Genomic DNA, 19,817 nt, shown 5'->3' with positions numbered 1-19,817 from the left:
AGTCTAGGAGCATCGCGGCGTCCCGGCGCTCGTGCTTCCCCTCCTGCGCGTGATTTGACACGGGAGTGCGGGGCGCGTCACGAGGTGCCGGACGCCCCGTCACACCCCCGTCACGCCAGCGTGACGCCGTACTCCCGCATCCAGGCGTCGACCTCGAGGATGGGCAGCAGCAGATGGCTGGCGTTGAGCCAGGTCATCGTCGCGGCACCGGTCTGGACGAGGTTCTCGACGCGCTGGGGGTCGAACACCCCGTGCAGGGGGGAGTCCGGGTCGCTGAGGATCTTGTCGATGGACCGCATGACCTCCGCGTCGTACGCCGGGTCGTGCGTCCCCGGGTAGCCGCTCTTGGGACGGTCCAGCGTCGCCTGAGGCAGGATGTCCGCGAAGGCGAGCCGTAGAAGGCTCTTCCAGCGGCCGTCGGCGTTCTTCATCTCCCAGGGCACGTTCCACACGTACTCGATCAGCCGGTGGTCGCAGTAGGGGACGCGGACCTCCAGGCCGACCGCCATGCTCATCCTGTCCTTCCTGTCGAGCAGGTAGGCGAGCGGGCCCTTGAGACTGAAGTACATGACCTCGCGCATGCGCGCGTTCATGCCCTCCTCGCCGGGCAGGCGCGGGATCTCGGACCTCAGGGTGAGGTAGCGGTCGTTCTCCGCCTCGGCGGGGCGGACCCGGCGGTGCAGATCCGGCGCGAAGCAGTCGGCCAGCCGGGGGGCGTCGCCTATCCAGGGGAAACGGTCCCGCCAGATGAGCCGCTCGTCGTGGAACCAGGGGTAGCCGCCGAATATCTCGTCCGCCGCCTCCCCGGAGAGGGCGACCGTCGAGTGCTCCCTGATGGCCTTGAACAGCAGGTACATGGAGGTGTCGAACTGTCCGAGGGACGGCAGGTCACGAGCCCGGCGGGCCGCCGGGAGCGCGTCGAGCAGCTCGCCGGTCTCCAGCACGATGTCGTGGTGGTCGGTCCCCAGGTGCCTGGCGGCCAGGCGGGCGTAGGGGCCGTCGCGTTCCGGCCGCAGTTCGGTCGGCCTGAAGTCGTCCTCGTCGCCGACGAACTCGACGGAGAAGGTGTTGAGGGGGCCCTCACCGGCCTTGGTGAGGCTGCGGTTGGCGAGGGCGGACATGATGGTGGAGTCCAGACCGCCGGAGAGCATGGCGGACCGGGGGACGTCCGCGACGAGCTGCCGGTCGACGATGTCCTCGAGGAGTTCCCTGACGGTGCCCACGGTCGTCTTCAGGTCGTCGCGGTGCTCTCGGCCGACAAGGCGCCAGTAGGGGAATTCGTGGCCGCCTCCGCGGGAGAAGCGGACGAGGTGGCCGGGACGGACCTCCCGCAGTCCGCGCAGCGGGGTCTCCCCGGGAAGCGCCAGACGGGCGTTGAACAGGATGGGAAGGCTCTCCTCTTCGACGACGGGGGTGAAGAGGGGGTTGGCGAGGATGCCCTTCGGCTCGGAGGCGAAAAGGACGCCCCCGGGGTAGGCGTGGTAGTACAGCGGCTTGATGCCGATGCGGTCACGGGCGAGGAGGAGCTCCTCGCGGGTGGCGTCCCAGACGGCGAAGGCGAACATGCCGTTGAAGTGCTCGACGCAGGCCGCGCCCCACTCGATGTAGGAACGCAGGACGACCTCGGTGTCCGAGCGCGTCTCGAAGCGGTGCCCTCTGGCGGCGAGGGTGGCGCGAAGCTCGCGGAAGTTGTAGATCTCCCCGCTGTACACCAGGACCACGGGCTCGCCGTACGGGCCGTGGGCGGCGACGGCGGGCTGGACGCCGCCCTCAAGGTCGATGATGGACAGCCTGCGGTGACCGAGCGCCGTGTGAGGGCCGGTCCACATGCCCTCGGCGTCGGGGCCGCGCAGCGCCATGGTGCCGGTCATCCGATGCAGGGTCGCTGTTTCCTGCCGCAGGTCACGCGTGAAATCGATCCAACCCACTATGCCGCACACAGGTCTTTCCTTTCCGATGCGAGATGACGGGACACGACGCCGGGAACGAGGTGGCGGGGCAGGACGCGGCGACGGCCGTCCGGCTCTCCGGGGGGCATCAGCGCCGCTCCGCGGTCGCCGGTGCCGGCAGGTCGCGCAGGTGCCGGCGCAGCCGCAGCTGTTGTGCCCTGAGGTCGTCGAGGTCCTGGGGGCCGAATGTGGTGGGGACGTCGGGCCAGTGGTCCCGCAGGACCCGCAGGGCGGCCGGGGTCAGGTGCGCCTTGCCGTGCTGGTCGACGGTGACGCCGTCGAGATCGGACCGGGCGTGGTTCCACGCTATGGCCTGGCGCTCGGACATCCCGGGCGGAAGGCGCAGGGCGAGGCTACGGCCGGTGATGGTGACCGGATAGCCGCCCGGCCTGCCGTGGGGTCCCGGCACGTGCCCGACGTAGTAGTTCGTCTCGTGGACGACGGTGTCCAGTACGGCCGCGCCCGCCGCGGCCCCGATTTCGTTGAGGTGGGCACGGGGCTGTGACCGTGCCTGTTCGAGCGCCTCGGGGAGAACGGCGAGCGGTCGGTCGTCGAGCCAGGCCAGCGCGTCCTCCCCGGGGGTCGGCGGGGCGTGCAGATGCGCGTGGTGCGCCAGAAGCTTGAGTCGTGACTCCTCGCGGAGCCGGAGGACGTCGCGGAGCACGACGGCGAGGGTTGAGACGTTGCCCAGGCCGCAGAGAACGGGGACGCCCGCAGCCTGAACGACGGCGTTGACCACGTCGGGGAAGCAGGCGTTGATCACGGCCGTTCCCTCGTCGACGTCGGCGCTCGCCGACGCGGCGCGCAGCGCCAGGGCCGCCTGGAGCGGCAGCGTGACGCCGAAGCCCGCCCTGCGCAGGAGATCGGTCCACGCGGACGGCGCGGTTCGCGCCTCTGAGGGAGACTGGTCCGACGCGCAGACGGCGAGGACACGAGGCCTGGTCTCGGCCAGGAGGGGGCGCAGGTCATCCCCTCCCGCCGGGTCGAGGCGGTGCGGGGAGAACCTGGCCCGGGTTCCCGCGAGCGTGGCGTGGGCGTTGGCGAGGGTGCAGAGATCACGGGCTCGGCCGGGGTCGCGGCTGACGACGTGCACGACGGCCTGGCCGGTCGCCCGCTGGGCGAAGGCCCTGGCCAGGGCACCGGCGAAGGCGCCGGTGCCCATGAGAACGACGTCACGGGTACGGTTCATCGCGGCACCCCGTCGGATGTCTCCCCCGGACCCGCCGAAGAGCTCAGGAAGGCGTCCAGGTCGACGATCTCCGGCTCCGGGAGGCCGGGGCACTGCGCGCTGATGTCCAGGCGCGGCGGGCGGCCGGCGTCGGTGAAGTACACCGGGGTGAGGGCGTGCGACCGGTCGATCCTGAGCAGGGGATTGGCGACGAGGAAGTCCCTGACGGCGGGGGTGTCGCGGCGCACGTAGAGGCGCATCCGCTTGGTGGCGAAGTGGTTGGGCGGCAGTTCGACGCGCGGGGCGAACTTCCGTTTCCACTGGAAGATGCCCTTGCTGACGAACGCCTCGGTGCCGAAGAAGTCCACTCTCGGTACGCGGTTGGCGCACGCCCACCTCAGGAGAAGGTGATAGACGGCCTTGAAAGCGCCCTTCTCGTAGTGCTCGTCCCGGCCGTCGAGGACGCCCAGGAGGCGGGTGGTCAGCGTCCGCCGGTCCTCGGACCAGTGGCACAGGGCACCGGCGACGCGGGTGCCCCCCAAGGTGACGAAGAAGATCGTTCCCTGCCGGAGGATCGCGTGCCTGGCGACCGCGAGGCTTTCCGTGCGGCTGCGGTCGCCGTGCCTGCGGTGCATGGTGGGCAGGTGCATCCGCCGGTAGAAGAAGTCGAGGGCCTCGGGCGAGGAGTCCTCCTCCAGCGTCCATTGATGTTCCCGCTGGTTGCGGCGGAACTGCCACCGTTCGCGCTTGGAGATCCGTTGCTGCAGCTCCTCCTCCGTGCCGGGGACGTCGACCACGAGATGGACGCGGAAGGGGGCCGTCAGGCCTCCCTGCGGTGGCAGGCCCCTCAGCCGCCGCGCCTCGGCCCCGACGACGACCAGGTCGGCGTCCGGCCACCTGCCCTCCGCCAGGTCCCGCCAGCGGACGGAACCGGTTTCGCGGCCCGCGGTCGTCAGGCCGAGTCCCGCGCGCTGGTGTTCGAGGAGCTGCAGGATGTTGGCCTGCCCGATCGGCAGCCCCAGGTAGGCGATGCTGACGTCGCCGTGTTCCGTGTGGGAGGCGATCATCGGCACGGAGCCGCCGAGGGTGTCGGCCAGACGCCGGGCGGCGCGCCAGGCGGGGCTGGGGCTGTTGTTCCACGTGTAGGCCAGGCGGGCACGTGTGGGCACGAGGCTGCGCGCCAGGGACGCGGGTGAGAGGGCGGGGCGCGGGGCCGCGGCGGGCCGCGGGCCGGAGATGTCCACGGGCATGTGCGTCTCCTCGACGGTGGGTCGCTACCCGGCGGCCGCCGCGTGGACGGCGTCTCGCAGGTCCTCGTGGGAGCGGATCGGGTGGAGCCGGTCCGCCTCGGGCGGCTGGTAGTCACCGGTGTGGTAGGACCCCGAGCCGTGGATGAGGACCTCCGGCAGGCCGAGCAGTCCCCGGTCGGCCGCGTTGAGCACGCCGGTGATGGCCATGACCAGCGACCATTCGCGGACCTGCCGCGGGTCGGCGGGCAGGACGACGCCCGCGGGCTCGAGCAGGCGCCGGATGTGCGGGTAGCGTTCGAGGCACTCGGCCAGCGACACCACGATTCCGCCGCCGCCCTGGGTCCGGATGATCTCGTTCATGCGGGTCGAGGTGACCGGTGTCCGGGTGTAGAAGGTCGAGTCCAGCTCCTCGTCCGGGGCGTAGGCCACCCGGGGGAAGTGCGGGTCGGCGTGCTGGGTGAACACCCCGTCGCGCCCGGTCCAGGAGGGCCGGTAGTCGAACCTCCCGTGATAGAGGCTCGCGACCATGTCGGGGGTTCCCAGGTGCTGGACGAGGAAGTACCGGGCTCCCGTTTCCGGCCACTCCCGGCCCGTGTGCCACTGCTGGCCGTGGAAGTGGCCGAGCAGCCCGAAGGCGCTGGACACCGAGTGGGCGTGCACGCGTGGGGCGGCCGGCAGGTGGTCGCGCTCGAACAGCGCGCGTGCGGCGTCCGCGACGGCGTAGTTGGCCAGGTCGAGCGAGTGCCACAGCCGTATGCCATGACGGGTGAGGAGGGGCTCGGCCTCCTGGTCGGCCACCGCGCGCGCCAGTTCCTTGACCCGCCCCGGCTCCGCGGTGTCGAGAACGGTCAGGGGGTTGCGCCGGCGCAACCACGGGTCGTCGGCGAGAGGAGAACGCCAGAGCTTGTGGCGGGACGCCGTCGGCACGACGCAGACGATGTTCAGCTGCTCGGGGGTGGCCAGACCGCTTTCGTGGGCCCGGTGGACCGCGTCCCGCAGGGCGGTTGCCTTGTTCGCGCTGGAGGGAGTAATGATCATTACGGCTTCGCCGGTGCGCTGTATGTGGGCGACCGCGCGAGCCACGATCATCAGAGACGCGAAGGTCTTGGTCGTGCGGGTGCCCGGGTTGTGCATCAGGTTCAGCAGGCTCAGCCGGGTCTCCCCGTACGGCTCCAGCGTGTGCGAGCTGACGCCCGCAGCCCCGAAGAAGACCTCCAGTTCGGGGGAGAGAGGCGGGAGGCTCCATCCGGGACTGAAGCCGCCGCCCGTCCACCGTGAGGACGCGTCGGCGAGGACCCGCGTCAGCTCGTCGTAGTAGTACGTCAGGACGCTGGGGACGTGACGGCCCGTCTCCGCGGGCCTGACGGGCGAGGCCGTGGTCGTGGTCATCGGGCGCCCCCCTTCACGAGCGCGTCGCCGCGGACGAGCCGGGCCGCTTCGGGCACGGCGGGGACGCGGGCCGGGTCGGGGCCGATGTCGACGGGCCGGTTGTCCCGGTCGACGAACACGATGTTCGGCCGGAGGTCGCGGGCCTCGGCGTCGGTCACGGTCCGGTAGGCGATGATGATCACCAGGTCGCCCGGAGAGATGAGCCTGGCCGCCGCGCCGTTGATGCCTATCGTTCCGCTGCCGCGCTCGCCCTCGATGACGTAGGTGCTGAGGCGGTTGCCGTTGTCGATGTCGACGATGTCCACCTTCTCGCCGGGCAGCAGGTCGGCCGCGTCGATGAGGTCCCTGTCCAGGGTCAGGGAGCCGACGTAGTGCAGGTCGGCCTGGGTGACGGTGGCACGGTGAATCTTGCTGTGCAGCATGGTGCGATACATGTGTCGTCCCTCTCGGGTGAGTCGTCCCTGTCGGGTGAGAAGTCAGGCCGCTGAGGAGTCAGGCCGCTGAGGAGTCAGGCCGCGATCTGAATGCGCCGCAGATGACGGCTGCGGTCGCTGAAGGCGTTGCGCGCGTGCAGCAGGCGCCAGTTGTCCCAGACGAGCATGTCGTTCTCGCGGTACTCGATCGCCATGTGCTCGTCGCCGAAGGCCGTCTCCCATCGGTGCTGGAGGTCCACGACCGGGTCGTCGTCGTCGCGCAGCAGGTTGTTGCAGCTGAAGCGGACGATCAGCCCCTGCTCGTTCTCCTCGAGGATGGGGTGCCGGGTCTTGAGGTCCAGGCCGAGCCGCTGCACCCCTTCGGTGGTCTTCCAGTCGTACTCGGCCGATTCGAGCCTCTCGCGCTCCTCCGCGGTCAGGGCGGCGACCCACGGACGCGTGTCGGCCAGGGTGGTCTCTCCTCCCGGGCCGCTGGCCGGGGTCACGCACCACAGCGCGATGTACCGGGGCGGCAGGACCGCGAAGTCGTAGCCCTCGGTGTGCGGGGTGAGGGGCCTGGTGTTGCCCGCGTGGTAGACGTCGTCCATGCCCGGCTCTGGGCGGACGTCCCCTACCACGGCGCCGGTGTAGTTCGGGACGAAACGCCCCAGCCGTCGGCAGAATTTCACCGGATCGAACTCATCGAGAACATTGCACATGAGGACGTATCCGTGCTCATCGATGAGTTGCTGGAACGTCTTCATGAGTAATTCGTCGGTCAGTGGCTGGCCATTGAAGTCGACCTGGGACAGGATGCTGATCGGAGAATGTGCCACGACTCCTCCAGGAAACGTTTAAGTCGGGTCAGGACGCGACGCGACCCCAGGTGATTCGGGGGAAATCGCGAATCGCATGAATGCGCGACGGCGAGCGCTCCTGCCGCCGTGTCGGGGCCCGCCGGTCACGGAATGTCCGTACGTCCAACACCATAACCACTGATGACACGGGTGCGTCAAGCGCTGGGAAATTTTTCACACAGTGCGACAAATGACATGACTCAGACAATGACTAACGGTCACAATACCCTGCTCGTGACCGTTTTTGATCTGTCCCCACCACCTGGAAGGACGAAACAGAAAGTAATAGCGTTTACCGCAGGACGCCCCGGGTAGACGGCCTCCCGTGATTCACGTCTCCGCATTTTCCGCACGGTCCGTGACCGGCGGCCCTGTCCGCGAAAATGAACCTTGGAAACCGCAGGCCGTCGACGGTAAAAGCACCCCGGCCGCCCTGTCGAAGCCGCGGAGCCAACCACCGGAAGAGCCACCGAATTGAGCCGGCCGACGTCACGGAATCCACTCTCCGAGCAGGCTGTCGTTCACAGGCTGCTGTGGAGTGAGGGCGCCTCGGCCTTCGGGGACGGGCTCTGGTTCAGCATGTGGGCCGTGTACCTGACGGACGTCCAGGGCATCCCGGCCGGGCAGATGGGGCTCGCCATGGGGCTGGGCGGCGGGGCCGGGCTCCTGGTGGCGCTGCCCTCGGGCGTGCTGACCGACCACCTCGGCGCCCGTGGGACCCTCCTGACCGTCACCGTGCTGAGAGCCTGCTTCTCCCTCGCGTTCCTGGCTGTGCACAGCTTCTGGCCGCTCCTGGTGACCGCCGCGCTGTTCACCTCCCTGGAGACGGCCGCGAAGGGCACGAAGGTCACGATGATCTACCTGCTGATGCCCGAGGAACACCGGATGGCGGTCCTGGCGAAGGCCAGGGTCGTCCAGCACCTCCTCTACGCGGCCGGGGCCGGGGCCGCGGCGTTGGTGCTGTCCTCAGAGACGACGACCCCCTATCACGTCGCGGTCGTCGTCAACGGCCTGACGTTTCTGATCACCGCGGCCTTCCTGACGCGTCTCCCCCACGTCCCTCCCGTCCCGCCCGCTCGGCGTACCGCGAGCACCAGGGCGATCCGGGATGCGCCCTTCGTCGCGATCATGTTCAGCACCGCGCTTCTGGCCCTGTGCTGGGCGCTGCTGTCCAGCGGCCTGCCCCTGTGGCTTCAGCGCGACACCGTGGTTCCCGTGTGGATCGCCCCCCTGACGGTGCTGGCCAGTTCCCTGCTGATCGCGCTCTTCCAGGTGCGTGTGACCCGGCGGGGAGAGAGCCTCGGCGGCGCGGTCCGGGCCGCCCGGCACTCCGGCGGCGCGCTGGCGGCCTGCTGCCTGGTGTTCGCCGCCGCGGGCTGGCCCGCGAGCATCTGGCTCGCCGTCGCCCTGGTGCTCTGCGGCCTCGCGCTGCACGTCCTGGGAGAGCTCTACTACGTCGCGGCCAGATGGGGCCTGTCGCTCAAACTGATGGGGAAGGACGCCGAGGGGCAGTACCAGGCGGTGGCGGCCACCACGGAGGGGGCGGTCGTCGCCCTCGGGCCAGCGCTCGTGACCACTCTCGTCACGGGCGCCCACGCGGCGGGGTGGGTGCTGCTCGCGGTCGTGTTCCTCGTCTGCTCGGTGCCGGTGGCGTGGCTGTGCCGGGCCGCGCTCCGCCGTACGGTTTCGGCCTCTTCCGAAGGAGGGGGAGGCGGGCACCCGGCCGCGGACCGGAGGTGAGTCGCCCAGGTCATCCGGATCGGCCGCCACCGCGCGCCCTCACCCGAGGTCGGACGCGGAGGCGAGCGGGTTCAAATATTCGTTTGCTCTGGCAACGCGGATTTCATAACGTACAAATACGCCGAAAGGAGGTGGTCCGAACAATGGTTGATCATAGTTGGGCTAGCGAGGTGGCTGTCCGCTAGGACGCCCCAGCTTCCGGACTCTGTCCGGACGTCTGGTGACGTTCGGCGAATCCACGACAATCACCGGAACCCCGGGCCGCCAGGGCGGCGGGAATGATCCCGCCCTTGGTCCACCTGGCCCTCCCACTCCACGGGAGGAGCAGGCCCGGGGTTCTTCCCTTTCCCGGACCTTCCAGAACCACCGGGTCCCGGACCTCCCAGAACTGCCGGGTCCAGACCTTCCAGAAGCTCAGTGCTCGCCGCGAGCCGGGACACCCATGACGGCGCACGCCTCCTGGTACAGGCGAACCACCTCGGCGCGGACCTGGGCGCGCTCGGTCAGCGTGGTGCTCCACGGGACCCGGACCGTGACGTTCTCCCCGTCGACCACCGCGAGGAACTCGATCGCCTCCGCGTCCACACCCGACGTGACGGCGCCGGTCGCCTCGGGCCGGCCACCAAGGGCCCTGCAGATCAGCAGCGCGTCGTCACCGTGGTCGTCGTTCATGTGGCGCTTGATCGCTTCGACGACATCGGGAGTGAAAGGAGTGCTCATGCCCGTGATGGTATCCACCCTTTCCGCATCCCCCGATACTCTCCGTGCCCTCGATGCGCCGTTCTTCCGTTTCTCCGACGCTCTCCGTTCTCCCGACGCTCTCCGCCGCTGACGGGCACCCGGTCATTCCGGCTGTGCGCCCGGTCGTTCCGGCTTCCCGCCACGATGGCCGGCGATCACGGCGCCCAGGGGAGCCAGGCCGCCAGCCGCCAGCCACCGGTCGCGGTCGCGCCGTACTCCAGACGCCCCTCGACCAGAGCGACCCGTTCGGCCAGGCCGATCAGCCCCCGGCCCGGCCGCGCACCGGACACCCCACCACCCGGCACCCCACCGGGCACCCCATCACCGGCCCTGTCACCACCGGCTCCGCCGCCCGCTCCGCCATCACCTGCTCCGTCACCTGCTCCGTTGCCGATCTCGACGGTCAGTCCCTCGCCCGGCGCCCCCGCGACACGTACGCGCACCTCGGCCCCTCGCGCGTGCTTGCGCACGTTGGTCAGGGCCTCCTGCACGATCCGGTACGCGGTACGGCCGAGCCGGTCGGGAACGACTCCCGTGCACTCCTCACGCATGTCCACCCGCATTCCGGCCCTGTCCGACTCGGTGACCAGTTGCCGGATGTCGGCGAAGGTCGGCTGGGGAAGCTCGCCGACCGGGGCGCGCAGCACGCCGATGACATCGCGCAGGTCCTGCAACGCCTGGTGGGCGCTCTCCCGGATCACCGCGGCCGCGCGGGCGATGTCCTCCGCGGGCGCGTCCGGGTGGTACTCCAGCGCGCCCGCGTGCACGCTCAGCAGCGAGAGCCGGTGGCCGAGCACGTCGTGGATCTCCCTGGCGATCGCCTCACGGGCCTGGTGACCGGCCTGCTCGGCACGCAGACGGGCCTCGGTCTCCACGCGGGCCGTACGTTCGCGCAGCGCCACGACGAGCCTGCGCCTGTGGTGGACGAACAGGCCCCAGCCGACCGCGGCGCCCTGGATCGTGACCCCGAACACCCACACCATGGACCGGGGAAGGTCGGGCTCGGGGCGCAGCACGACGTAGACGAGCGCGGTCAGCAGGCTCATCCCGAAGACGAGCATCGCGGTCCGGGGAGGGCGGTGCACCGCGACCGTGAACAGCGCGACCAGCATCGCACCGGCGACCAGTTCGGAGAAGGTCGAGACCACGACCAGCGCCAAAGCCAGCTCGACCGGCCTGCGACGGCGCAGCCACAGCGCGGCGCAGCCCAGCGCGGCGGTGATCTGGTCGATGTCGAACAGCCACGCGGGCGGCCGGGGGAAGGTCTCAAGACGCATGCCGGACAGGGCGATCCCGGAGGCCACCGCGAACAGGAACAGGCAGGTGTCCACAAGCCAGTCGCGCAGACCGCGCCGGTGCGCGGGCACGGTCACCGATTCGTTCATCCTCCGGGAAGCCTACGGTCGCGGAGCCTGACGCGCCCCCTCCTGACCGGCGGGCGATACCAAAGTCACGGCGGACGGTACCTTCGTCGTCTCCCGCGCCCCGCGGTCGCGACACCCGTCGGGACGGAGGATCCCGATGACCGATCCGCGGCGCGGCCGGGGATTCCTAGCGTTCGGACATGCGTGAATTCATCCGGCTCCTGGGGATGCTCATGGTTTTCCAGGGCGTCAGCGGAGCCATCGACCGTGTCGCCGTCCAGCCCTTCATGGGGGCGTTCCTCAACTTCTTCAACCGCGTGATCGTCAGCCGCCTGGACTTCCTGACCGGCTACGAGCTCTTCGCCAACCTGGCCCTGGCGGTCCTGGGCGTCGTCCTGCTCGTCGCCGCGGACCAGGCCAGGGCGTCGTGACGCCCATGATGCGACGCCTCGCCCCCGCCGTCGGGCTGTTCTTCCTGGCTCCGCTGGTCGCCGAGTACCTGCTCGGCAACGTCCCCGCGTCCGAGATCGCCGCCATGCCGGTGCTCGCGCCGATGTACGGCGGCGGGGCGCTCCTCGTCCGGGAGACCGCCCGCCGCGCGGGACGCGGCTGGCCGACCATGATCCTGCTCGCGGCGGCGTACGGCGTGCTCGAAGCGTGCCTGATCGACCAGTCGCTGTTCAACCCCTCGTTCGAGGGCCAGGACTTCCAGAGCGCCGCGCCCGTTCCGGCGCTGGGCGTCAGCGCCGTCTACGCCCTGAGCTTCGTCGGCGGCCACGTGATCTGGAGCATCGGCGTCCCGATCGCGATCGTCGAGGCCCTGGTGCCCCGCCGGAGCACCACCCCCTGGCTGGGCAGGCCCGCGCTGGCCGTCACCTGCGCCGTCTTCGCCCTGGGCTCCTTCCTCATCTTCCGCGGCATCTCGCGGGACGAGGGGTTCATGGCCTCGACGCCGCAGCGGATCGGCGCCGCCGTCGTGGTCGTGGCCCTGATCGGCGCGGCGTTCGCCCTCGGCCGCCGCCCCCGGCACGCGACGGCCGGGTGGGTGCCGGGCCCGTGGCCGGTCGGCGCGGCGGCGTTCGTCGCCTCCGGCCTGTTCTACGCCCGCCCCGAGAGCTGGGCGGGGGTCGCCGTGGGGGCCGGACTGCTCGCCGTTACAGCGGCGGCGGTCACCAGCTGGTCGCACCGTACGGGCTGGGGTGCCGCCCACCGGCTCTCACTGGCCGGTGGCGCGCTGCTGACCTACGTCTGGGGCGGTTTCCTCCTGCTGTCCCTCAAGGGCACCTCGGACACCGCCAACCTCGCGGGCCAGGCGGTTCTCGCCCTGGGGGCACTCGCCCTGCTCCTGGCCGCGGGCCGTACGGTGGCCCGGGACCCCGACCCCGAGGAACCCCGGTGAAGAAGGCCTCGGCGAGGAAGCGGCGAGGAAGCACGGAGCGCTATAGCGTCTTTCCTGGATCAGCCTGCGATCGTCGATCAGGTCATAGGCCAATGCATCGGTGGGCTGGGACCGGTTCTCGGCTTGGGCGCGTCGGTGTGTGGACAGAGGAACCTTCGTAGAGGTACCAGCGCGATACGGTTCTGTAGCCAACCGGTTATCGAGAGCGCGAAATCGTCCCGCGCACGCCAGAACCACGAACGCCCCGCCGATCATCGACCGGCGGAGCGTCGCCGTGTCCGGCTCAGGCTGACCGGCTACCGATGGTCAGCGCGCGGAGTTCCCGTGCACCGGGCAGAGCGCGAGCTTTCTCCGGTAGGACTTCAACGACCAGACGGCCCGCTGACATCACTCGGGTGTCACGTCGCTCGGCGGGTAGTGCGTCGAGAAGCTGCAACGCCCGATGTGTGCCTTCGTTTGGGTCAGTACGGGCGTGAAGCGCCGCGCCGTGAAGGGCGAGCAAGGTCGCCGAGCGATGACCCGTCGGATAGAGCCTTTCGGCTGTGTCGCGAGCATGCTCGGCACGCTTGAGATCCCCTGTAAGGGTGTAAATCAGAGTTCGGTCATACCACAGTGCACGGGCCTGACGTGAGTTTCCCGAGGATGGCATCCGCTCGAATGTCTCTTCGGTCAGACGTAAGGTGGTGATCGCTTCGGCATGACGACCGACCTTCGCGAGGATCATGGCCTCTACTCCGAGAGCGGCCACAAGTGGCGCGCTAGGAGCGTCTCCCGCAAGGCGACGCGCCTCCTGCGCCACGAGAAGCACGTTGTCGAGGTTCTCATTCGGGTCTTGTCGCCGGTAACCCGCTTCCCGGCTTCTCAGCCACGACACCAAAAGGTCGTCTCCGGACTGTTCACTCAACAAACGCGTCTGCGCCCACCACCGATGCGCCTCTCGGCGATTACCTAGATCGAACCACTTACCGCCGATCAAGGACGCATGCCGTGCGGCGGCATGAACAAGATCACGTTGTACGGCAGCCGGTTGAGAACGTCCCAGATGAGGGGCCATATCGGTGTAGTCAACCGCAAGCGCGGCGAGGACGACGGCGGGCGAGTCGAAGCGTGCTCGCTGCTCATGTACATCGGCGGCATGCTCCCAATCGTCGATCATCCCCTGGGAAACGCTCGCGCCCGGCAGAGGCTGTTGCGCAATGGCCAAAGCATCAGTCAACGAGGTCAGCACAGGAGCCATAGCGCCTACGGCAGCGACGGCGGCGGCATCCCGCATTAATCGTCTGCGCTCCATGTCTTCATCCTCATCCCGCGTTGAGGCTTTTGCCTCGACGGTACCTCTCCGCAGCCGGTTGCTATCGGCCATCGCGGCTCGAAATCCCAGAGAGATCAGCTTCCCCTCGACCTCAAGCGCGGCATCCATCGCCTCGATCGCCTCGACAGATGGACGGAGGTCGCCCGACTCCCAGCGACTCACCATCGAGTAGGCCCAACTGATCAGCTCGGCAAGCTGCCGCTGGGTCATCTTCCGCTGTTCTCGCCACCTTCGTATCGCGCGGCCGAACTCCTGCCACTCCTGCGATTCTGCGCCCATTGCCCTCGCCCCGGCCCTGTTACACGGCTTACACGCTCTGTCCGTAACGCGTCGTGTCTTGTCCTGTGCAGTGCGTGCCTTCAACTATGGCACCGGCAAGCGTCAGATAAAGCGGAACCCCGCAGGCGGGCAATGCCATACGGGGTTCCTTGATCGCAAAGGAGGTGCGATCCATGAGTGATGGTAGGGCTCCCGCGCCCTCACCGACCATCCCGGGCTGGCGGCTGATCCTCAGCGACAGAAGCCGGTTCTGGGCCTTCCGCGAGACCCCTTTTCCCATCGCGGCGCGACGGGCCGGTGCCGAACCGGACCTGGACGCCGACACCTTCGACGAGATCCAAGCCCTCGTCGAGCGCCAAGAGGAAATCGCCCGTCAGGTCGCCGGACAGGTGACCTCGTGATCGGGCGGTCCCGTCGCTGCGGACGGCACCGCGACGGCCAGGCGCCCACGAAGGTGTACCGGCGCCTGTGGGACGGGCCTGCCCGTTCAGAAGCGGAGCGATTGGATCGTTCCTGCCAGGGGTGGAGCGTGCTCTACAGCCTCAGCGAACGCCGGTTCTACGCCCTGGCCGCCTGGCCGACGCCAGAACCGGTGATCATCGCCGACGACACCGCCGAAGGACTGGAAAAGCGGATGCGCGAGGCGGAGACGACCTTCACCTGGCAGGCACTCCCCGCGCCCCCGCCCGCCCCCACCAGACGCGACGGCACCCGCTCCCAGGCGCCCGCCGTCACGCCGCAGCACCCCCGGCGTCCCTACCGGGACGCGGCCTGAAGACCGGCGCGGCGGCGGGGAGTGCCGTCCCCGCCGTCGCGCCTCTGGACGTGCGGCCCGGGACTGAGGGGGCTCGGGTCGCACACCCTCGCGGTTCCCGATGGATCGGGGAAGGGGAACCGCTCCGCGCCGGTCTCATGCCCCCGCAGACCGGCGCCCTCGGTGCCCGGCCGGACCTGACTTCCGGCCGGGCACCTCCCACACCCACCACCCGGCATAAGAGACGATCTTGACTGAACGCGACCTTGAGGTGATCGCCCTGCTGGGCAGCATCTATCCGGCCTGGCGCTTCCAGGTGGCCGACGCCCCGGGCGTCGCCCGCTGGTGGGCACACCTCCACCGCCCGGTCACCACCACCGAACACACCGCCGGAGCACGAACCTCCATCGGCCGCACCACCCCGGAACGCCTGGCCGCCGCGCTCGCCCGCCACGCCGAGATCCTCGGCGGACAGCGTCGCTATCGGGAAGCCGAGGTCAACGCGCTGCGAAACGGCGGTTAGGTCCTGCGGGACGGCCCGGGACGCCCATGGGCCGAAGGCGTCGCCCAAGCCCGCGACGCCGCCAGCCGACCGCCTCCGGGCCAGGGGTGAATCCTTTCGTGGTCCCAGAGACTCTTATGGACGTTACGGTGACGCCAGGAGGGAGAAGCGGGATGGATGCGCCGTGCCGGTGCGGAGGTGGCCGTGGTTGACCGCGGTTGGGTGAGCGAGCAGCTGATCAAGGCCGCACAGGACGGCGACGTGGACTCGATCGCCGCGGTGGTGCACGGCGCGCATCCGCACGTGCGGCACTTCGCCCAGCGTCTGTGCGCATCTCCGCAGGATGCCGAGGATGCGGCACAGGAAGCGCTGATCGTCCTTTATCGCAAGATCGGTACCCTGCGCGCCTCGGCGGCGCTCGCCTCCTGGATGTTCCGGATCGTCAAGCACGAGTGCCTGCGCCGTGTCCAACGGCTGCTCGACCACGATGTCGAGCTCGGCGTCGGCACTGCGGCGTCGGCCGAGGACGAGGTCCTCACCCGGCTGGAGGCTGAGCGCGTCGCGCAGGCGATCCGGGCGTTGCCGGACCTCCAGCGCCGCGTGCTGATCATGCGTGACGTGCTGGGCCACTCGGGACGGACGGTCGCCGAGACTCTCGGTCTGAGCATCCCGGCGATGAAGTCCCAGCTGCACCGGGCCCGGACCGCGCTCCAGCTCAGCCTGCGGTGTGCGGTCGAGGGCGACGAAGGCCTCCTCGGCGCCGCAACCACGCAGGTGTGACCCGAACCGACCGCTTTTTGCAACCCCAGCTTTTTGCAACCCCAGCGCGAAAGGAAGCTTCGCCATGCTCACATCCGGATCCCGTGCCCCGCAGATGGTGCTTGAGGACACCGCAGGGCAGACCGTCCGCCTCTCCGACTACCAGGGCAAGCACGCGCTGCTGCTCTACTTCCTGCGGTCGACGTCCTGCCCCGTGTGCAACCAGCATGTCCGTGGACTCGCCAAGATCGGTGAGGAGTTGGCGGCCGCCGATGCCCAGGTGCTCCTTGTGGTACCCGAGGACCGGGAGACGGCGGCCGCGTGGAAGGCGAAACACCGGATCCCGTTCACCGTTCTCACCGGCCGCAGCGGTACCCCGCACGAGACGATCGGCCTGAGCAGGAAGATCTTCGGTTCGATGCAGCAGTCCGGCAGCATCCTGATCGACTCTCAGGGCATCGTCCGCCACGCCCACGGCGCCACCATGCCCACCAACGGCCTCAACAGGAAAGCGATCATCGCGGCCCTTGTCTCTCTCCGCGCCCCGGGGCGGATCGAGCAGGGCGACGGCCTCGCCGGGCATCTCCAACCGGGCAGCGCCGCACCGGAGAGGTGAGGATGACGGCACCGGCGTGGTCGGTGCCGTCAAGGGTGAGTGGCGCGGGGCGGTGAACCGGGCCGCACGCCGCCCAGGACAGACCCCAGACCGCGCGTCACGTCACAACAGGGCGAACGCCGCATGACGCGGCACTAGTCGGCTTCGGGCACGAAGTCGGCGACCTTCTTGAGCTCGGCGGAGATGTGCGACTGGAGCGGGTTGCCCATGGCCGCCATGTCGTAGGCCCACATCAGGTTGCCGTTGACCAGGCCGTAGAGGCGGTGGCCCGCGGTGTACTCCTTGGCGGTCGCGGTGCGGGCGACCACGTCGGTCTGCAGCTCGATCTTGTTGAAGACCACCTCGCCGACGTAGATCTCCACGATGCCGGTCGGGTGCGACAGGCACACCTCGAGCTGGCGATCGGGCAGGCTGCGCCAGAAGCCGGTCTCCGTGCCCAGCGGGCGGACCTTGTCGCCCGCCTCGTCGAGCAGCCAGGTACGGCTGACGTACGTCAGGAACGGCTTGCCGTTGTGACCGAAGACGATCTCCTGGCCGAAGTTGAAGCTCTCGATCGTCGGATATCCACCGACCCCGGCACCTTCCCAACGTCCCAGGAGGAAGGCGATCGGCTCAAGGGCGGAATGCAGTTCGGGAACGTCCATGAATCCGAGCCTAGAGCCGTCCCGCTACGGCTCGCGCCCACAACACGGCCCCGCATAGGCTTCGGGGTATGGCACGATCACTGGTGATCAAGGTGACCGCGGGGGCGGATGAGCCCGAGCGCTGCAACCAGGCGTTCACAGTCGCGGCGGCGGCGTTGGCGAGCGGGGTTCCCGTCTCGCTCTGGCTGACCGGGGAGTCGGCGTGGTTCGCCCTTCCCGGCAGGGCCAAGGAGTTCACCCTTCCGCACGCCGCCCAGCTCGGCGACCTGCTCGACGCGGTCCTGGCGGGTGGGCGGGTGACGCTGTGCACGCAGTGCGCGGCCCGGCGGGACATCACGGTCGACGACGTGATCGAGGGCGTTCGCATCGCAGGCGCCCCCACCTTCGTCGAGGAGGTCCTCGGCGACGGGGTCCAGGCCCTCGTCTACTGACGGTCCCGCGACAAACCGGCGAAACCCGCTGACGGCGCCGGGCAACCGGCGCCCCTCGGAGACCGGCCCCCTCACGAGGGGGTACGGCCCCGCCGTGGTCGGCGGGGCCGTGTGATCCGCTCCGCTGGGGTCCGGCCCGCGGTCAGTGGGGAAGCACGGCCGCCAGCCGTTCCTGGCGGAGCCGTTCGAACCAGCCGTCGTCGAGCGGCGGCAGCTGGGAGCCGATGGCCCAGGTCAGCAGGAGATCGGCGAGGGCGGGGTTGCGGGCGAGCGCGGGACCGTGCAGGTAGGTGCCGACGACCTTGCCGACGTGGCAGCCCTCGGTGCCGTTGCCGTTGCCGGTGCCGACCCTCGTGGTCGCCAGCGGCCGTACGCCGGGGCCGAGCTGGGTGACGCCCATGTGGTTCTCGAAACCGGTCAGCGTCGGGATGCCGAGCGCGGGGTCGGCCTCACCGGCCAGCTCGCCGACGGCGCGGCCCGCGCCGCGACCGCTGGAGATGTCGATCAGCCCGACGCCGTCGACCGGCTGCCCCTCCTCGCCGCCGAACGTGGTGCCCATGATCTGGTAACCGGCGCAGACGGCCAGCAGGGCCGCGCCGCGGGCCACGGCCCGGTTCAGGCCGCCGTCCCTGCGCAGCCGCTCGGCCGCCAGGATCTGCGGCCGGTCCTCGCCGCCCCCGATGAGGTAGATGTCGCCACCCTCGGGCACCGGGTCGGCCGAGCGCAGGTAGTAGGTCTCGACCGGGATGCCGCGACGCTGGGCGCGCTGTTCCAGGACCAGGACGTTGCCCTGGTCGCCGTAGGTGCTCAACAGGTCCGGATATATCCAGACAAGGCGCAGGACGCTGTCAGACGGCACGCCCGAACTCCGATCGAATCTGCTGGAAGGCGGTGTAGTTGGCGATCACGTCGACCTTGCCCGGCGGCTGCGCGGCGAGCGCCTCGCCGAAGGAGTCGGTCAGCTGGAACGGCACGCCCGCGATGTCCAGCCTGAGGGCCAGGTCGAGCTTGCGCTCTCCGGCGACGTAGACCGGCCTGCCGCGCAGCACGCGGTAGTCCACGTCCCAGAGCCAGGAGGTGTCGCGGCCGTCGGGCCCCTGGGCGTTCACCGAGAGGATCACCGGCAGGGAGCGGTCCAGGACGTCGAACGCCTCAAGCCAGCCCGCCGGGTTCTTGGCCAGCAGCAGCCGGGCGTGCCTGCCGTCACGCTCGACGGTGGTGTAGCGGCCGGCGACGGAGGTGACCTCGCGCAGCCGGGGCAGTGCCCGCTGGACCGGCAGGCCGAAGGTCTCCGCGGTGGCGAGCGCGATCACGGCGTTGGCCCGGTTGGCACGTCCGGGAAGCTGGATGTCCAGCACCCAGCGCTGCCCCCGCGGGTCGATCACCGCGTCGTCGTCGAGGAACCAGGTCGGCTGGGGACGCCGGAAGGTGCACTCGCGGCAGGCCCAGTCGTTCTCCGCCGCGCGGGAGACGAACGTGCCGGGGGCCTGGACGGCTCCCGCGACGGTGCCGCCCGGCGGGGTGTAGTCCATGCCCTTGCGGTCCAGGGGGCCGCCGCACTCGGGGCAGCACCAGGAGTCTTCCTTCCACGGCTGTCCCGCGGAAACCCAGGTCACACTGGCGGCCGTCGAGGCGCCCCAGGTCACCAGCGGGTCGTCGGCGTTGGCGATCACGTGGGTCGGCTTGCCCGCCAGTGCCCGCCGCCACTTCTGGGCCAGCAGCCAGATCTCCCCGGCCCGGTCCATCTGGTCACGGCTGAGGTTCATCAGGACGACGACCCCGGCTCCGGTGGTGTCGATCACCTCGGGGAGGTACTTCTCGTCGACCTCGAGGACCCCGTAGGGGGCGTGCTTGGCCGAGGACAGCGCCGAGACGTGCCCCGCGGGCATGTTGGCGCCGAAGGCGTTGGTGGCGACGTCGCCGAGCTCCTGGAGCGCGGAGGTGATCAGCCGGGTCGTGGTGGTCTTGCCGTTGGTCGCGCTCACCAGCGCCAGTTTGCGGTCCTGCGCGAGCTTGCGCAGCAGGTCGGGTTCCAGCGCCAGGCCGACCCGGCCGCCGATCACCGATCCGTCGCCTCTGCCTGTCGCCCTGGACAGGGTCGCGGCCGTCCGGCCGAGAGCGCTCGCGAGCTGCGCCCGCAGCGGAAGCTGAGTCATGCCGTCTCCTCGCGTAGCGACCCGTCGCAGGACGATCCGGCGGCCGGAAGGGCCGGGGTGGCCGCATCGTTCATGTCGCCGATCCTAGCCGTGG

Annotated in this window: 21 protein-coding genes; 9 read left to right on the top strand and 12 right to left on the bottom strand. The window is 69.9% G+C overall.

Features of this window, described 5'->3' with window-relative positions; translation table 11 throughout:
• Window positions 1-110 precede the first annotated feature (110 nt).
• From asnB to AB0395_RS22660, 6 genes are all read right to left on the bottom strand, one after another.
• The gene (gene asnB, locus AB0395_RS22685; protein ID WP_366283428.1) at window positions 111-1,928 is read right to left on the bottom strand and encodes an asparagine synthase (glutamine-hydrolyzing); all 1,818 of its coding nucleotides are present in this window, start codon (window positions 1,926-1,928) and stop codon (window positions 111-113) included.
• Between the two features lie 109 nt (window positions 1,929-2,037).
• Window positions 2,038-3,138 carry a hypothetical protein gene (locus AB0395_RS22680; protein ID WP_366283387.1) on the bottom strand — a complete coding sequence of 367 codons (1,101 nt, stop codon included), beginning with the start codon at window positions 3,136-3,138 and terminating at the stop codon, window positions 2,038-2,040.
• Complete coding sequence (locus AB0395_RS22675; RefSeq protein ID WP_366283386.1) at window positions 3,135-4,367, bottom strand: GNAT family N-acetyltransferase; 1,233 nt, start codon at window positions 4,365-4,367, stop codon at window positions 3,135-3,137. The genes AB0395_RS22680 and AB0395_RS22675 overlap by 4 nt, the downstream gene beginning before the upstream one ends.
• Before the next feature lie 24 nt (window positions 4,368-4,391).
• The gene (locus AB0395_RS22670; RefSeq protein WP_366283385.1) at window positions 4,392-5,756 is read right to left on the bottom strand and encodes a DUF6002 family protein; all 1,365 of its coding nucleotides are present in this window, start codon (window positions 5,754-5,756) and stop codon (window positions 4,392-4,394) included.
• Complete coding sequence (gene panD, locus AB0395_RS22665) at window positions 5,753-6,190, bottom strand: aspartate 1-decarboxylase (RefSeq protein WP_366283383.1); 438 nt, start codon at window positions 6,188-6,190, stop codon at window positions 5,753-5,755. The genes AB0395_RS22670 and panD overlap by 4 nt, the downstream gene beginning before the upstream one ends.
• 74 nt (window positions 6,191-6,264) lie before the next feature.
• On the bottom strand, window positions 6,265-7,005 hold the full coding sequence (locus AB0395_RS22660; protein WP_366283382.1) for a TauD/TfdA family dioxygenase: 741 nt from the start codon (window positions 7,003-7,005) through the stop codon (window positions 6,265-6,267).
• 495 nt (window positions 7,006-7,500) lie between these two features.
• On the opposite strand from AB0395_RS22660, the gene AB0395_RS22655 reads away from it, so the two are divergent.
• On the top strand, window positions 7,501-8,766 hold the full coding sequence (locus tag AB0395_RS22655) for an MFS transporter (protein WP_366283381.1): 1,266 nt from the start codon (window positions 7,501-7,503) through the stop codon (window positions 8,764-8,766).
• Window positions 8,767-9,180: 414 nt separating this feature from the next.
• Here the strand turns inward: AB0395_RS22655 and AB0395_RS22650 are convergent, their stop codons facing one another.
• Window positions 9,181-9,486 carry a DUF2470 domain-containing protein gene (locus AB0395_RS22650; protein ID WP_366283380.1) on the bottom strand — a complete coding sequence of 102 codons (306 nt, stop codon included), beginning with the start codon at window positions 9,484-9,486 and terminating at the stop codon, window positions 9,181-9,183.
• Window positions 9,487-9,662: 176 nt separating this feature from the next.
• Complete coding sequence (locus AB0395_RS22645) at window positions 9,663-10,892, bottom strand: histidine kinase (RefSeq protein ID WP_366283378.1); 1,230 nt, start codon at window positions 10,890-10,892, stop codon at window positions 9,663-9,665.
• 179 nt (window positions 10,893-11,071) lie between these two features.
• Here AB0395_RS22645 and AB0395_RS22640 point away from each other — a divergent pair, with 179 nt between their 5' ends.
• Together AB0395_RS22640 and AB0395_RS22635 are read left to right on the top strand one after the other, a co-directional pair.
• Window positions 11,072-11,302: a hypothetical protein gene (locus tag AB0395_RS22640; RefSeq protein ID WP_366283376.1), complete on the top strand. Its 231-nt coding sequence runs from the start codon at window positions 11,072-11,074 to the stop codon at window positions 11,300-11,302.
• A gap of 5 nt (window positions 11,303-11,307) precedes the next feature.
• The gene (locus AB0395_RS22635; RefSeq protein WP_366283374.1) at window positions 11,308-12,270 is read left to right on the top strand and encodes a hypothetical protein; all 963 of its coding nucleotides are present in this window, start codon (window positions 11,308-11,310) and stop codon (window positions 12,268-12,270) included.
• A 283-nt stretch (window positions 12,271-12,553) separates the two neighbouring features.
• Here AB0395_RS22635 and AB0395_RS22630 read toward each other — a convergent pair whose 3' ends face one another.
• Window positions 12,554-13,861 carry a helix-turn-helix transcriptional regulator gene (locus AB0395_RS22630; protein ID WP_366283372.1) on the bottom strand — a complete coding sequence of 436 codons (1,308 nt, stop codon included), beginning with the start codon at window positions 13,859-13,861 and terminating at the stop codon, window positions 12,554-12,556.
• 173 nt (window positions 13,862-14,034) lie between these two features.
• On the opposite strand from AB0395_RS22630, the gene AB0395_RS22625 reads away from it, so the two are divergent.
• The 5 genes from AB0395_RS22625 (at window position 14,035) to AB0395_RS22605 (ending at window position 16,492) form a co-directional block, all read left to right on the top strand.
• Entirely contained in the window at window positions 14,035-14,262 is a 228-nt protein-coding gene (locus AB0395_RS22625; RefSeq protein WP_366283370.1) for a hypothetical protein, read from the top strand.
• Window positions 14,259-14,636: a hypothetical protein gene (locus AB0395_RS22620; RefSeq protein ID WP_366283369.1), complete on the top strand. Its 378-nt coding sequence runs from the start codon at window positions 14,259-14,261 to the stop codon at window positions 14,634-14,636. Before AB0395_RS22625 ends, AB0395_RS22620 begins: the two co-directional genes overlap by 4 nt.
• Window positions 14,637-14,865: 229 nt before the next feature.
• Window positions 14,866-15,138, top strand: a complete 273-nt coding sequence (locus AB0395_RS22615) for a hypothetical protein (protein WP_366283367.1) — start codon at window positions 14,866-14,868, stop codon at window positions 15,136-15,138.
• A 183-nt stretch (window positions 15,139-15,321) separates the two neighbouring features.
• On the top strand, window positions 15,322-15,897 hold the full coding sequence (locus tag AB0395_RS22610) for an RNA polymerase sigma factor (protein WP_366283365.1): 576 nt from the start codon (window positions 15,322-15,324) through the stop codon (window positions 15,895-15,897).
• 64 nt (window positions 15,898-15,961) lie between these two features.
• Entirely contained in the window at window positions 15,962-16,492 is a 531-nt protein-coding gene (locus AB0395_RS22605; protein WP_366283363.1) for a peroxiredoxin family protein, read from the top strand.
• A gap of 134 nt (window positions 16,493-16,626) precedes the next feature.
• Here the strand turns inward: AB0395_RS22605 and AB0395_RS22600 are convergent, their stop codons facing one another.
• On the bottom strand, window positions 16,627-17,136 hold the full coding sequence (locus tag AB0395_RS22600) for an FABP family protein (RefSeq protein ID WP_366283361.1): 510 nt from the start codon (window positions 17,134-17,136) through the stop codon (window positions 16,627-16,629).
• 68 nt (window positions 17,137-17,204) lie between these two features.
• Here AB0395_RS22600 and AB0395_RS22595 point away from each other — a divergent pair, with 68 nt between their 5' ends.
• Window positions 17,205-17,567 carry a DsrE family protein gene (locus AB0395_RS22595; protein ID WP_366283360.1) on the top strand — a complete coding sequence of 121 codons (363 nt, stop codon included), beginning with the start codon at window positions 17,205-17,207 and terminating at the stop codon, window positions 17,565-17,567.
• Between the two features lie 142 nt (window positions 17,568-17,709).
• On the opposite strand, the gene AB0395_RS22590 is transcribed toward AB0395_RS22595, so the two are convergent.
• Complete coding sequence (locus tag AB0395_RS22590; protein ID WP_366283358.1) at window positions 17,710-18,426, bottom strand: glutamine amidotransferase; 717 nt, start codon at window positions 18,424-18,426, stop codon at window positions 17,710-17,712.
• On the bottom strand, window positions 18,416-19,723 hold the full coding sequence (locus AB0395_RS22585; protein WP_366283356.1) for a MurT ligase domain-containing protein: 1,308 nt from the start codon (window positions 19,721-19,723) through the stop codon (window positions 18,416-18,418). Before AB0395_RS22585 ends, AB0395_RS22590 begins: the two co-directional genes overlap by 11 nt.
• Between the last annotated feature and the right edge of the window lie 94 nt (window positions 19,724-19,817).

Origin of the sequence: Streptosporangium sp. NPDC051023 (assembly GCF_040689595.1) — a bacterium.
Classification (GTDB): Bacteria; Actinomycetota; Actinomycetes; order Streptosporangiales; family Streptosporangiaceae; genus Streptosporangium.
The sequence above is the reverse complement of the archived record's forward strand: the minus strand, read 5'-3'. Positions and strand labels throughout refer to the sequence as shown.

Coding starts and splice junctions, on each gene's coding strand:
- AB0395_RS22680 (WP_366283387.1), bottom strand. CDS start 3,138: ATGAACCGTACCCGTGACGTCGTTCTCATGGGCACCGGCGCCTTCGCC.
- AB0395_RS22675 (WP_366283386.1), bottom strand. CDS start 4,367: ATGCCCGTGGACATCTCCGGCCCGCGGCCCGCCGCGGCCCCGCGCCCC.
- AB0395_RS22670 (WP_366283385.1), bottom strand. CDS start 5,756: ATGACCACGACCACGGCCTCGCCCGTCAGGCCCGCGGAGACGGGCCGT.
- panD (WP_366283383.1), bottom strand. CDS start 6,190: ATGTATCGCACCATGCTGCACAGCAAGATTCACCGTGCCACCGTCACC.
- AB0395_RS22650 (WP_366283380.1), bottom strand. CDS start 9,486: ATGAGCACTCCTTTCACTCCCGATGTCGTCGAAGCGATCAAGCGCCAC.
- AB0395_RS22645 (WP_366283378.1), bottom strand. CDS start 10,892: ATGAACGAATCGGTGACCGTGCCCGCGCACCGGCGCGGTCTGCGCGAC.
- AB0395_RS22640 (WP_366283376.1), top strand. CDS start 11,072: ATGCGTGAATTCATCCGGCTCCTGGGGATGCTCATGGTTTTCCAGGGC.
- AB0395_RS22635 (WP_366283374.1), top strand. CDS start 11,308: ATGATGCGACGCCTCGCCCCCGCCGTCGGGCTGTTCTTCCTGGCTCCG.
- AB0395_RS22630 (WP_366283372.1), bottom strand. CDS start 13,861: ATGGGCGCAGAATCGCAGGAGTGGCAGGAGTTCGGCCGCGCGATACGA.
- AB0395_RS22625 (WP_366283370.1), top strand. CDS start 14,035: ATGAGTGATGGTAGGGCTCCCGCGCCCTCACCGACCATCCCGGGCTGG.
- AB0395_RS22605 (WP_366283363.1), top strand. CDS start 15,962: ATGCTCACATCCGGATCCCGTGCCCCGCAGATGGTGCTTGAGGACACC.
- AB0395_RS22600 (WP_366283361.1), bottom strand. CDS start 17,136: ATGGACGTTCCCGAACTGCATTCCGCCCTTGAGCCGATCGCCTTCCTC.
- AB0395_RS22595 (WP_366283360.1), top strand. CDS start 17,205: ATGGCACGATCACTGGTGATCAAGGTGACCGCGGGGGCGGATGAGCCC.
- AB0395_RS22585 (WP_366283356.1), bottom strand. CDS start 19,723: ATGACTCAGCTTCCGCTGCGGGCGCAGCTCGCGAGCGCTCTCGGCCGG.